This is a genomic window from Leclercia sp. 29361, from assembly GCF_011290365.1.
Lineage (GTDB): Bacteria > Pseudomonadota > Gammaproteobacteria > Enterobacterales > Enterobacteriaceae > Enterobacter > Enterobacter tamurae.
Map to the genome: position 1 here is coordinate 4332762 of NZ_CP049786.1, position 12401 is coordinate 4345162.

Here is a 12401-nt window from a genome sequence, read left to right on the forward strand (position 1 = left end):
TTCCTTCCTGCTACAGTTTATTACGCTTCGTCGCCGAACCAGCAAATATTACGTGCGGCCATGATGAGCTCGCCGGCTTTCTCGTCGGTTAAACCTTCGATATCAGCCAGGTCATCAACGCCTTGTTCAGCGAGATCTTCCAGCGTACAAACACCACGGGCAGCCAGCTTGAACGCAATCGCACGATCAAGACCTTCCAGATTCAGCAGGTCATCAGCCGGCTTGTTATCACCAAGGCTTTCTTCCTGAGCCAGTGCCAGGGTGGTCAGTGCGTTTTTAGCGCGGTCACGCAGGGCTTCAACGGTGGCTTCATCCAGGCCGTCAATTTCCAGCAGTTCTTTCATTGGCACATAGGCCAGTTCTTCCAGCGTGGAGAAACCTTCTTCAACCAGAACGGTGGCGAAATCTTCGTCAATGTCCAGGTACTTGGTAAAGGTATCAATAGCTGCATGGGCTTCAGCCTGATGCTTAGCCTGCAGGTCATCAACGGTCATCACGTTGAGTTCCCAGCCGCTCAGCTGTGAAGCCAGACGCACGTTCTGACCGTTACGGCCGATCGCCTGCGCCAGATTGCCAGCTTCAACGGCGATATCCATGGTGTGCTTATCTTCGTCTACCACGATAGACGCAACATCAGCCGGTGCCATCGCGTTAATCACGAACTGCGCCGGGTTGTCGTCCCACAGGACGATATCAATACGCTCGCCACCCAGTTCAGTCGAAACAGCCTGAACACGTGCGCCACGCATACCGACACAAGCCCCTACCGGGTCAATACGCTTGTCGTTGGTTTTCACCGCGATTTTCGCACGGGAACCCGGATCGCGGGCAGCGGCTTTAATCTCGATCACTTCTTCGCCAATTTCTGGCACTTCAATGCGGAACAGTTCGATCAGCATTTCAGGTTTAGAACGGGTCACGAACAGCTGTGCGCCACGCGCTTCTGGACGCACGGAATAGAGTACGCCGCGAATACGGTCACCCGGACGGAAGTTTTCACGTGGCAGCATATCTTCACGCAGAATGACAGCTTCAGCGTTGCTACCCAGATCCAGGGAGATATTGTCGCGGTTAACTTTCTTCACTACGCCGGTGATGATCTCACCTTCGTGTTCGCGGAACTGGTCAACGACCATGGCGCGCTCAGCTTCACGAACTTTCTGTACGATAACCTGTTTAGCAGTCTGGGTGGTGATACGGTCGAAGGTGACGGATTCGATCTGATCTTCAACGTAATCGTCAACGTTCAGACTCTCATCTTCATAACGCGCCGCTTCCAGAGTGATCTCTTTCGTTGGCTGGGTCACTTCTTCAACGATAACCCAACGACGGAAGGTATCGAAGTCGCCGCTCTTACGATCGATTTCTACGCGAACATCGATCTCTTGTTCGTATTTTTTCTTGGTTGCCGTAGCCAGTGCACTTTCCAGCGCTTCAAAAATCTTCTCGCGCGGCAGTGATTTTTCGTTGGAGACGGCTTCAACAACAGCCAAAATTTCTTTGTTCATCGCGGGCTTTTCACCTCATCCAGACTGTTAAAAGTGGGGAACCAGGTTCGCCTTCTGGATATTACTCAGCGCGAACACTTCATCTTTGCCTTCGACTGTTACTGTGATCATCTCACCGTCAACGGCCTTAATAACGCCCTGCCATTTACGGCGGTTTTGTACAGCCATTCGCAGGACGAGAGCCGCTTCTTCACCAATGTAGTGCGTGTAGTGTTCAGCAGTAAACAGCGGGCGATGCAGGCCAGGCGAGGAAACTTCCAGGTTATAGGCGACGGTAATAGGATCTTCAACATCAAGAACCGCACTCACCTGGTGGCTAACATCAGCACAATCATCAACATTGATGCCATCTTCACTATCAATATAGATGCGCAGCGTGGATGTACGGCTGCGAATAAATTCGATGCCGACCAGTTCGTAGCCCAGTGCTTCGACTGGTGCCTTAATCATCTCTGTTAATTTTTGGTCTAATGTGGACAAGCCCACCCCCAAGACGTAAAAAAAGGGCATAAAGCCCAGTTATTCTGTAGTCAGATAACAAAAAACCCCGATAAATCGGGGCTTTAGATAACTGAACCCTATAGCCACAACAGTGGCCTGGAGCACTTTCAAAAAGAATTTTTTCAAATCCAGCTACGAAGGCGCTAAGTCTTCACAGTATATTTGAAAAAGGACTTTATAGGAAAGTGGTTGCGGGGGCCGGATTTGAACCGACGACCTTCGGGTTATGAGCCCGACGAGCTACCAGGCTGCTCCACCCCGCGCCTGAAACGTGGCAAATTCTACTCTTTATGGGTAAAAAATGCAAATAATGCTGGGATTTGGTACCGAGGACGGGACGTAAAATCGGCGTTCAGTATATTGATAGTGGACGCCCTCTGTCAACCCTGCCAACCGCAGCGATTCCGGCGGGAAATTTTTACAAAAAATACACGAATTGCTTTCGGTACTTGCCAAAAGATGATTAAATGAAAACTCACTTATTCTGCATAAAAATGCATTTAGGGTGAAAGCGATCACTCATCAGTCAATCAAGCAGGGTTTTATTTTATGACGACGATTCTCAAGCATCTTCCGCAAGGACAACGTATTGGCATCGCTTTTTCAGGCGGCCTGGATACCAGCGCTGCACTGCTGTGGATGCGCCAGAAGGGAGCGGTTCCTTATGCATATACTGCGAACCTGGGTCAGCCAGATGAGGACGATTATGATGCGATCCCTCGTCGTGCCATGGAGTACGGTGCAGAGAACGCACGCCTGATTGACTGCCGTAAGCAGCTGGTTGCCGAAGGTATCGCTGCCATCCAGTGTGGCGCTTTCCATAACACCACTGGCGGCCTGACCTATTTTAACACCACCCCGCTGGGCCGTGCCGTTACCGGCACCATGCTGGTTGCCGCGATGAAAGACGATGGCGTCAACATCTGGGGTGATGGCAGCACCTATAAAGGCAACGACATTGAGCGTTTCTACCGTTATGGCCTGCTGACCAACGCCGAACTGCAGATCTACAAGCCGTGGCTGGATACTGACTTCATCGACGAACTCGGTGGCCGTCACGAAATGTCCGAATTTATGATCGCCTGTGGTTTTGACTACAAAATGTCCGTCGAGAAAGCCTACTCTACCGACTCCAACATGCTGGGCGCCACGCACGAAGCAAAAGACCTGGAATTCCTGAACTCCAGCGTGAAGATCGTCAACCCGATCATGGGCGTGAAGTTCTGGGACGAAAACGTCAAAATCCAGGCAGAAGAAGTGACCGTACGTTTTGAACGCGGTCACCCGGTTGCCCTGAACGGCCAGACTTTCTCTGATGATGTAGAACTGATGCTGGAAGCTAACCGCATCGGCGGCCGTCACGGTCTGGGGATGAGCGATCAGATCGAAAACCGTATCATCGAAGCGAAAAGCCGTGGCATTTATGAAGCCCCGGGGATGGCGCTGCTGCACATCGCTTATGAGCGTCTGCTGACCGGTATTCACAACGAAGATACCATTGAGCAGTATCACTCTCATGGTCGCCAGCTGGGCAAACTGCTGTATCAGGGTCGCTGGTTCGATCCGCAGGCGCTGATGCTGCGTGATGCTCTGCAGCGTTGGGTGGCAAGCGCAATTACCGGTGAAGTGACCCTGGAACTGCGTCGTGGCAATGATTATTCCATTCTGAACACCGTGTCTGACAACCTGACCTATCAGGCAGAGCGTCTGACCATGGAGAAAGGTGACTCGGTCTTCTCGCCGGACGATCGTATCGGTCAGCTGACCATGCGCAATCTGGATATCACCGATACCCGTGCCAAGCTGTTCACCTATACCGAGAACGGTCTGCTCTCCGTATCAACGGGGAATGGCCTGCCGCAGGTAGAGAATCTGGAAAGCAGCGATAAGCAATAATCGCGAATAAGAGATGCAAAAGGCGCCTGAGGGCGCCTTTTTTATCCTCTTTTGTAGGGCGGGCAAGCGCAGCGCCCCCGCCGTCTTTTCGCCCGGCGGCGCTGCGCTTGCCGGGCCTACGAAAAGATAAGACTACAGACGAAAAAAAAGACGTCTTGCGACGTCTTTTCTTCGGAATATTGGTACTGAGGATGGGACTCGAACCCACAAGCCCGTTAGGGCACTACCACCTCAAGGTAGCGTGTCTACCAATTCCACCACCTCAGCACAGATACTTCTCTTACTGCGGGATATCGCTGGTCGGCTTAGCCGGTGCAGCTGGCTGAGTCTGCTCGGATTTCGCCGGCGCGCTCAGATTTTCCCACTCGCTTCCTTTACTGGTCTTGTTGCTGTTGATATTGCCAAGCGCCAGACTGATGATGAAAAACAGCGTTGCCAGAATCGCCGTTGCGCGGGTCATGAAGTTACCAGAACCACTTGAACCGAACAGCGTACCAGAAGCGCCTGCTCCAAAAGAGGCCCCCATATCAGCGCCTTTACCTTGCTGCAGCATGATCAACGCTACCAGAGCGATGGCTACAATAAGGAAAACTACTAAAAGAGCTTCGTACATAATCAACCTGTTCCTTGCGGATTTGCCGCATACCAATGCTTCGACCAATAAGCAGGAATTTGCTTTCCCACTGAAGCGGGTGTGAATACTAACCAAAGCGAATGACCTTCGCAAGGGCAATTTCAGCGCATTGTATCAAGTGCGGAAAAAAACAGCAAAAGACCCGCAACTGTACAAAACAAAGGCGGCAGACGCCGCCTTTTTAAACACTTACCAAAAATGTTACGCCGCTTTCACGGCATCCGCGATGCGATGGGCAAACTCGGTGACCTGCGCTTCGTCTTCACCTTCCACCATCACCCGGATCAGTGGTTCGGTGCCTGACTTACGCAGCAGAACGCGGCCACGGGAGCCCAGCGCCGCTTCAACCTCAGCCATCACCGCTTTCACATTGTCGTTTTCCAGCGGATCGCCTTTCCCGGCGGTAAAGCGGACGTTAACCAGGATCTGCGGGAACATTTTCATGCCGCTGCACAGATCGTGCAGGGACATATGGTTACGCACCATCGCCGCAACCACCTGCAGACTCGCCACAATGCCGTCACCGGTGGTGGTTTTGTCGAGCAGGATCACGTGGCCGGAGTTTTCCGCGCCAATGCGCCAGCCTTTCTCCTGCAGTTTTTCCAGAACGTAGCGATCGCCCACTTTTGCGCGCACAAACGGGATCCCCAGCTGCTTAAGTGCCAGCTCCAGACCCATGTTGCTCATCAGCGTACCGACGGCACCGCCGCGCAGCTGGCCCTGACGCAGGCCTTCACGAGCAATGATATAGAGGATCTGATCCCCATCGACCTTATTGCCTTCATGATCAACCATGATGACGCGGTCGCCGTCGCCGTCATAGGCGATACCCAGATCGGCCTTCTCTGCCAGCACGCGCGCCTGCAGAGCGCGAACGTCCGTTGCCCCCACTTCAGCATTAATGTTCAGCCCGTTAGGTTCACAGCCAATAGCCACCACCTGCGCACCCAGTTCGCGGAACACGTTTGGAGCGATGTGGTAGGTTGCCCCGTTCGCGCAGTCCACCACGATTTTAAGATGGCTGAGGCTCAACTCGTTCGGGAAGGTACCTTTACAGAATTCAATGTAGCGCCCAGCCGCATCGACGATACGACTGGCTTTACCCAGCTCAGCGGAGTCCACGCAGGTCAGCTCTTTTTCCATTTCCGCTTCGATGGCTTCTTCAACTTCATCCGGCAGCTTGGTGCCATCGATAGAGAAGAATTTGATGCCGTTATCGTAGAACGGGTTATGCGAGGCGGAGATCACAATCCCCGCTTCTGCGCGGAATGCGCGGGTGAGATAGGCGACAGCAGGTGTTGGCATTGGTCCGGTAAAGGAGGCAGAGAGCCCGGCGGCAGAAAGACCGGCTTCCAGCGCCGATTCAAGCATATAGCCAGAGATGCGCGTATCTTTACCAATGATGATTTTGCGCGAGCCGTGACTGGCCAGCACCTTACCTGCAGCCCAGCCTAACTTCAGTACAAACTCAGGAGTGATTGGCGCATCGCCCACGCGTCCACGAATGCCGTCGGTACCAAAATATTTACGATTACTCATAGCGGTTGTTTTCCTTAGCTGCCAGTGTGGCTTCCACCACTCGCATGGCTTCTGCTGTCTCTTTTACGTCATGGACGCGAATAATATGCGCTCCCTGCATCGCTGCAATAACCGCGCAGGCCAGGCTTCCGTTCAGGCGGTCTGATGGCCCGACGTTAAGCAACTGGCCTATCATAGATTTTCGTGACATCCCGACCAGCAGCGGCAGGCCAAAATGGTGAAATTCAGATAAGCGCGCAAGAAGCTCGAAGTTATGAGAGAGATTTTTACCGAAACCGAATCCCGGGTCGAGCAGCAATTTCTCTTTTGCGATACCGGCACGCTCACAACGCGCAATATGCTCAACAAAGTAGCGGTTCACATCAGCATACACGTCATCATACTTCGGGGCATCCTGCATGGTTTTCGGCTGGCCCTGCATGTGCATCAGACAGACCGGCAACCCGGTTTCTGCCGCGGCCTCAAGCGCTCCCGGTTCGGTGAGGGAGCGAATGTCATTAATAATGTGAGCGCCCACTCTCGCTGACTCGCGAATCACCTCTGGCTTAGAGGTATCCACCGAAATCCACACTTCGAAACGCTGCGCAAGGGCTTCGACCACCGGGATCACCCGGGACAACTCTTCGTCAACGCTGACATCTGCCGCGCCCGGTCGCGTCGATTCTCCACCAACATCAATGATGGTCGCCCCGGCATTGATCATCAGATTCGCATGCCTGACCGCCTCAATCAGCGTGTTATGCGTCCCGCCATCGGAGAACGAGTCTGGCGTAACGTTCAGGATCCCCATCACATGCGGATGAGTCAGATCGAGATAAGAATCCTGGGCGAAGAGTTTCATGGCAATTCCCTGATTTTTTTAGTTAAGCAAACAAGAAAAACCCCGGGGCAAGCCCCAGGGTTTCAGGTAAAGCGAACATCTACAGCGGTGACTTATTTATCGCCCAACTGTTCTGACATGGTGTTGCCCGGGTTTGGCGTACGCGGTTCATCGACCGGACGCGGCGCACGCGGGGTGCCATTGTTGTCAGAATTATTGGAAGCGCCTGGGTCTTCCCAGCCTGCTGGCGGACGCACTTCGCGGCGCGCCATCAGGTCGTCGATCTGCGGTGCATCGATGGTCTCATATTTCATGAGCGCATCTTTCATCGAATGCAGGATGTCCATATTGTCGTTCAGGATCTGGCGAGCACGTGCATAGTTACGCTCAACCAGAGATTTTACTTCCTGATCGATGATACGTGCTGTCTCATCGGACATATGCTTCGCTTTCGCCACAGAACGGCCCAGGAACACTTCGCCCTCTTCTTCCGCATACAGCAGCGGACCGAGTTTGTCGGAGAAGCCCCATTGGGTCACCATGTTACGTGCCAGGTTGGTCGCGACTTTGATGTCGTTAGACGCACCGGTCGAAACATGTTCCACACCGTAGATAATCTCTTCCGCCAGACGACCGCCGTACAGGGTTGAAATCTGGCTTTCCAGTTTCTGGCGGCTGGCGCTGATGGCATCGCCTTCCGGCAGGAAGAACGTCACGCCAAGCGCACGACCGCGCGGAATAATCGTCACTTTATGCACCGGATCGTGTTCCGGTACCAGGCGACCGATAATCGCATGACCTGCTTCGTGGTAAGCCGTGGACTCTTTCTGCGCTTCCGTCATCACCATGGAGCGGCGTTCCGCACCCATCATGATTTTGTCTTTCGCTTTCTCGAACTCCACCATCGAGACCACACGCTTGTTGCCGCGAGCAGCAAACAGTGCAGCTTCGTTCACGAGGTTAGCCAGATCCGCACCGGAGAAGCCTGGGGTGCCGCGCGCAATGATTGCCGCATCGATGTCCGGAGACAGCGGTACGCGACGCATATGCACTTTCAGGATCTGCTCACGACCACGAACGTCTGGCAGACCGACCACAACCTGACGGTCAAAACGGCCTGGACGCAGCAGCGCAGGGTCAAGAACGTCCGGACGGTTAGTTGCCGCGATAACGATGATACCTTCGTTACCTTCGAAACCGTCCATCTCAACCAGCATCTGGTTCAGCGTCTGCTCACGTTCATCGTGACCACCGCCCAGACCTGCGCCACGCTGGCGGCCTACGGCGTCGATTTCATCGATGAAGATGATGCACGGTGCCGCTTTCTTGGCCTGTTCGAACATGTCACGCACACGGGATGCACCGACACCAACGAACATTTCCACGAAGTCAGAACCGGAAATGGTAAAGAACGGGACCTTCGCTTCACCGGCGATGGCTTTCGCCAGCAGGGTTTTACCGGTACCCGGAGGGCCGACCATCAGGACGCCTTTCGGGATCTTACCGCCCAGTTTCTGGAAGCGGCTCGGTTCACGTAGGTATTCAACCAGCTCACCCACCTCTTCTTTTGCTTCGTCGCAACCTGCTACGTCAGCAAAAGTGGTTTTGATCTGGTCTTCCGTCAACATACGCGCCTTACTCTTGCCGAACGACATGGCACCTTTGCCACCGCCGCCCTGCATTTGACGCATAAAGAAGATCCAGACGCCGATAAGCAGCAGCATCGGGAACCAGGAGATGAAGATAGAAGCCAGCAGGCTTGGCTCTTCCGGCGGCTCACCTACCACCTTGACGTTTTTAGTCAGAAGGTTATCAAGCAGCTTAGGATCGTTCACCGGAATGTAAGTCGTGTAACGGTTACTATCTTTCTTGGTAACGTTGATCTCACGTCCGTTGATACGCGCTTCGCGAACCTGATCCTGGTTGACCTCTTGCAGGAAGGTAGAGTAGTCCACCTTACGGCCATTAGACTCGCTGGGCCCAAAGCTCTGGAATACTGACATCAGCACAACGGCAATGACCAGCCAGAGTATTAGGTTTTTCGCCATGTCACTCAAGGGATTAACCTCTTATTACAACTGTGTTAAAAACAGCGTCAGGATACTCAGTATCCGATTCATTTCAAACTTTCGCCTGAAACTTACCGGCTATCATTTTCGCCCGGTCGCTACAATATACACTTCACGTGAACGAGCACGAGAAGAGTCCGGCTTACGAACTTTGACCTTCGCAAACAGGGAGCGAATTTCCTTCAGATACTCCTCGAAACCTTCGCCCTGGAACACCTTCACTAAAAAACTACCACCCGGCGCTAAGACATCACGGGACATCTCTAACGCCAGTTCTACCAGATACATGGAGCGAGGGATATCCACCGCCGGTGTTCCGCACATATTTGGCGCCATATCGGACATGACAACCTGAACTTTACTGTCACCTACACGTTCAAGTAACGCTTTCAGTACTAATTCATCACGAAAATCGCCCTGAAGGAAGTCCACACCAACGATGGGATCCATAGGCAAAAGATCGCAGGCGATGATTCGGCCAGTTCCGCCGATTTGTGTCACCGCATATTGCGACCATCCGCCGGGCGCTGCACCGAGGTCGACTACCGTCATCCCCGGCTTAAAGAGTTTGTCACTTTGCTGTATTTCATCAAGTTTAAACCAGGCACGGGAACGTAACCCCTTTTTCTGTGCCTGTAGAACATATTTATCGCTAAAGTGTTCCTGGAGCCAGCGGCTCGAGCTTGCAGAACGCTTTTTACCTGTCATTTAACTTTCCGTCCTGGTTCATCGTAGCCTGTGGTGTAAATTTCCACTCAGCAATTTGGCGATATTAGGGAGATGGCGGTAGAATGAACCGTTTTCAATCCCAACGTAAGCAAAAATATACGATGAATCTGAGTACTAAACAAAAACAGCACCTTAAAGGTCTGGCACATCCGCTCAAGCCTGTAGTTATGCTTGGCAACAATGGTTTGACCGAAGGGGTACTGGCCGAGATTGAACAAGCGCTGGAGCACCACGAATTAATCAAAGTGAAAATCGCCTCTGAAGACAGAGAGACCAAGACTTTGATCGTGGAAGCAATCGTGCGCGAAACCGGCGCCTGTAATGTACAGGTCATCGGTAAAACGCTGGTGCTCTACCGTCCATCTAAAGAGCGTAAAATCTCGCTGCCACGCTAAGATTATCCTGAATTGAACACATTTACTGTGTAAAACGAGGGGTTTTTCTTAAGCAGGTGAGCAAAATGCCATGCTCCTTGAGTTGATAAAAGGCCGCTATGCGGCCTTTTTCCTATCTTTACAATGTATCAACATCTGGCAGGAGATGCGAATTACAGGTAATCAACCTTGATAATTTCGAACTCCACTTCCCCACCCGGGGTACGGATGGTGACCACATCGTCCTGCTCTTTGCCAATCAGGCCGCGGGCAATCGGTGAGTTTACCGAGATCAGATTCTGCTTAAAATCGGCCTCGTCATCACCTACGATTCGGTAAGAAACTTCTTCATCGTTATCCAGATTGATCACGGTAACGGTGCAACCAAAAATGACTCGCCCGTTGTTTGGCATCTTGGTGATATCAATCACCTGCGCATTCGACAGCTTGGCTTCGATATCTTTAATACGCCCTTCGCAGAAACCCTGCTGCTCACGCGCAGCGTGGTACTCGGCGTTCTCTTTCAAATCGCCATGCTCACGCGCATCGGCGATGGCTGCAATGATCTCAGGGCGGCGAACAGATTTCAGAAAATCCAGCTCTTCGCGAAGTTTTTCAGCCCCACGTAAGGTCATCGGAATAGCTTGCATTTGTTATACCTCTTTGACATTCCTGTTAGGTACGGGTAACTGACCCGACGACTGGCCCCGCAGGCATCACAGCCTGGCACAGGTCAGAAGCAAAAGAAAACTGACCCGGAAGCAAAGTTCCAGGACAGCAGCAATTTTTCAATTTGATACGCATTTTAACGCGAAGTTCAGTATGGGTCATCGTTTACTTTACAGGGCGTTGGGCCGTAGTATGGCGGTTTGTTTCCGGGTTGTTAGCGCGAGATTATGCGATTTTCCAGATTTATCATCGGATTGACCACCACATTTGCGTTCACTGTCCAGGCAGCGAACGTTGACGAGTATATTAATCAGCTGCCCGATGGTGCCAATCTTGCCCTGATGGTGCAAAAGATAGGTGCCCAGGCCCCTGAGATTGATTATCACAGCCAGCAGATGGCCCTGCCCGCCAGTACGCAAAAAGTGATCACGGGCCTGGCCGCCCTGCTGCAGCTGGGGCCCGACTTTCGCTTCACCACCACGCTGGAGAGCAAAGGCAACGTTGAGGGCGGTGTGCTGAAAGGCGATCTTATCGCCCGTTTTGGCGGGGATCCGACCTTTAAGCGTCAGGATATTCGCAATATGGTCGCCGTGCTAAAGAAGTCGGGCGTGCAGCGCATTGAAGGCAATGTGCTTATCGACACGTCTATCTTCGCCAGCCATGATAAAGCCCCGGGCTGGCCGTGGAACGACATGACCCAGTGCTTTAGCGCGCCGCCTGCGGCCGCGATTGTCGATCGCAACTGCTTCTCCGTCTCGCTGTACAGTGCACCAAAACCCAATGATTTAGCTTTTATCCGGGTGGCGTCCTACTATCCGGTCACTATGTTCAGTCAGGTACGTACCCTGGCGAAAGGGTCGCCGGAAGCGCAGTACTGCGAACTGGACGTGGTACCGGGAGATCTTAACCGCTTTACGTTGACCGGATGCCTGACGCAGCGCGCCGATCCGCTGCCACTGGCCTTCGCCATTCAGGATGGCGCAGGCTATGCCGGGGCGATCCTCAAAGACGAACTGAAGCAGGCCAACATCACCTATAGCGGCACGCTGTTACGTCAGACCCAGAGCAACGAGCCGGGCACCGTGATTGCCAGTAAGCAATCGGCGCCGCTGCACGACCTGCTCAAGATCATGCTGAAAAAATCGGACAACATGATTGCCGACACCGTGTTTCGCATGATCGGCCACGCCCGCTTCGGCGTTCCTGGCACCTGGCGTGCCGGGTCGGATGCGGTCCGGCAGATCCTGCGTCAGCAGGCCGGTATTGAGCTCGGGAATACCATCGCGGTTGATGGCTCAGGTCTGTCGCGCCATAACCTGATCTCCCCTGCCACCATGATGCAGGTCCTTCAGTACATTGCTCAGCACGACACTGAACTAAACTTTATCTCGATGCTGCCGCTCGCCGGTTATGACGGCTCCCTGCAGTATCGGGCTGGCCTGCACGCCGCGGGCGTGGATGGCAAAGTCTCCGCGAAGACGGGCTCGCTCCAGGGCGTCTATAACCTGGCCGGGTTTATCACTACCGCCAGCGGGCAACGGATGGCTTTTGTGCAGTATCTTTCTGGCTACGCGGTTGAACCTGCAGACCAACGCAATCGCCGTATCCCGCTGGTGCGCTTTGAGAGCCGGCTTTACAAGGATATTTATCAGAATAACTAGC

11 protein-coding genes and 2 tRNA genes are annotated in these 12401 nt (G+C 53.2%); 3 read left to right on the forward strand and 10 right to left on the reverse strand.

Annotation, left to right across the window (positions count from 1 at the left end):
* Positions 1-20: 20 nt before the first annotated feature.
* The 3 genes from nusA to G7090_RS20680 form a co-directional block, all read right to left on the reverse strand.
* The gene (gene nusA, locus G7090_RS20670) at positions 21-1508 is read right to left on the reverse strand and encodes a transcription termination factor NusA (protein ID WP_106994811.1); all 1488 of its coding nucleotides are present in this window, start codon (positions 1506-1508) and stop codon (positions 21-23) included.
* A gap of 27 nt (positions 1509-1535) precedes the next feature.
* Positions 1536-1988: a ribosome maturation factor RimP gene (gene rimP / locus G7090_RS20675; protein WP_142487237.1), complete on the reverse strand. Its 453-nt coding sequence runs from the start codon at positions 1986-1988 to the stop codon at positions 1536-1538.
* 207 nt (positions 1989-2195) lie between these two features.
* Positions 2196-2272, reverse strand: a tRNA-Met gene (locus G7090_RS20680).
* Between the two features lie 286 nt (positions 2273-2558).
* On the opposite strand from G7090_RS20680, the gene argG reads away from it, so the two are divergent.
* A complete protein-coding gene (gene argG / locus G7090_RS20685; RefSeq protein ID WP_166184217.1) occupies positions 2559-3905 on the forward strand; it encodes an argininosuccinate synthase in 1347 nt (448 codons plus the stop codon).
* 180 nt (positions 3906-4085) lie between these two features.
* On the opposite strand, the gene G7090_RS20690 is transcribed toward argG, so the two are convergent.
* The 6 genes from G7090_RS20690 to rlmE form a co-directional block, all read right to left on the reverse strand.
* A tRNA-Leu gene (locus G7090_RS20690) sits at positions 4086-4172 on the reverse strand.
* 13 nt (positions 4173-4185) lie between these two features.
* A complete protein-coding gene (gene secG / locus G7090_RS20695; RefSeq protein WP_032614427.1) occupies positions 4186-4518 on the reverse strand; it encodes a preprotein translocase subunit SecG in 333 nt (110 codons plus the stop codon).
* A gap of 222 nt (positions 4519-4740) precedes the next feature.
* On the reverse strand, positions 4741-6078 hold the full coding sequence (glmM, locus tag G7090_RS20700) for a phosphoglucosamine mutase (protein WP_166184219.1): 1338 nt from the start codon (positions 6076-6078) through the stop codon (positions 4741-4743).
* Positions 6071-6919 (reverse strand): dihydropteroate synthase, encoded by an 849-nt coding sequence (folP, locus tag G7090_RS20705; protein WP_166184221.1) that lies wholly within the window; start codon positions 6917-6919, stop codon positions 6071-6073. Before folP ends, glmM begins: the two co-directional genes overlap by 8 nt.
* 92 nt (positions 6920-7011) lie before the next feature.
* Positions 7012-8946, reverse strand: coding sequence for an ATP-dependent zinc metalloprotease FtsH (gene ftsH, locus G7090_RS20710; RefSeq protein WP_106994816.1), 1935 nt, complete (start codon positions 8944-8946; stop codon positions 7012-7014).
* Between the two features lie 102 nt (positions 8947-9048).
* Complete coding sequence (rlmE, locus tag G7090_RS20715) at positions 9049-9675, reverse strand: 23S rRNA (uridine(2552)-2'-O)-methyltransferase RlmE (protein WP_106994817.1); 627 nt, start codon at positions 9673-9675, stop codon at positions 9049-9051.
* A gap of 122 nt (positions 9676-9797) precedes the next feature.
* Here rlmE and yhbY point away from each other — a divergent pair, with 122 nt between their 5' ends.
* The gene (gene yhbY / locus G7090_RS20720; protein ID WP_095099897.1) at positions 9798-10091 is read left to right on the forward strand and encodes a ribosome assembly RNA-binding protein YhbY; all 294 of its coding nucleotides are present in this window, start codon (positions 9798-9800) and stop codon (positions 10089-10091) included.
* 152 nt (positions 10092-10243) lie between these two features.
* Here yhbY and greA read toward each other — a convergent pair whose 3' ends face one another.
* A complete protein-coding gene (gene greA, locus G7090_RS20725) occupies positions 10244-10720 on the reverse strand; it encodes a transcription elongation factor GreA (protein ID WP_142487242.1) in 477 nt (158 codons plus the stop codon).
* Positions 10721-10966: 246 nt separating this feature from the next.
* On the opposite strand from greA, the gene dacB reads away from it, so the two are divergent.
* On the forward strand, positions 10967-12400 hold the full coding sequence (gene dacB, locus G7090_RS20730; RefSeq protein ID WP_166184223.1) for a serine-type D-Ala-D-Ala carboxypeptidase: 1434 nt from the start codon (positions 10967-10969) through the stop codon (positions 12398-12400).
* The last annotated feature ends 1 nt before the right edge of the window (position 12401 follow it).

Bases quoted from the DNA above. Each gene is read 5' to 3' on its own strand.
- nusA (WP_106994811.1), bottom strand. From the start codon at position 1,508: ATGAACAAAGAAATTTTGGCTGTTGTTGAAGCCGTCTCCAACGAAAAA.
- argG (WP_166184217.1), top strand. From the start codon at position 2,559: ATGACGACGATTCTCAAGCATCTTCCGCAAGGACAACGTATTGGCATC.
- secG (WP_032614427.1), bottom strand. From the start codon at position 4,518: ATGTACGAAGCTCTTTTAGTAGTTTTCCTTATTGTAGCCATCGCTCTG.
- glmM (WP_166184219.1), bottom strand. From the start codon at position 6,078: ATGAGTAATCGTAAATATTTTGGTACCGACGGCATTCGTGGACGCGTG.
- folP (WP_166184221.1), bottom strand. From the start codon at position 6,919: ATGAAACTCTTCGCCCAGGATTCTTATCTCGATCTGACTCATCCGCAT.
- ftsH (WP_106994816.1), bottom strand. From the start codon at position 8,946: ATGGCGAAAAACCTAATACTCTGGCTGGTCATTGCCGTTGTGCTGATG.
- rlmE (WP_106994817.1), bottom strand. From the start codon at position 9,675: ATGACAGGTAAAAAGCGTTCTGCAAGCTCGAGCCGCTGGCTCCAGGAA.
- yhbY (WP_095099897.1), top strand. From the start codon at position 9,798: ATGAATCTGAGTACTAAACAAAAACAGCACCTTAAAGGTCTGGCACAT.
- greA (WP_142487242.1), bottom strand. From the start codon at position 10,720: ATGCAAGCTATTCCGATGACCTTACGTGGGGCTGAAAAACTTCGCGAA.
- dacB (WP_166184223.1), top strand. From the start codon at position 10,967: ATGCGATTTTCCAGATTTATCATCGGATTGACCACCACATTTGCGTTC.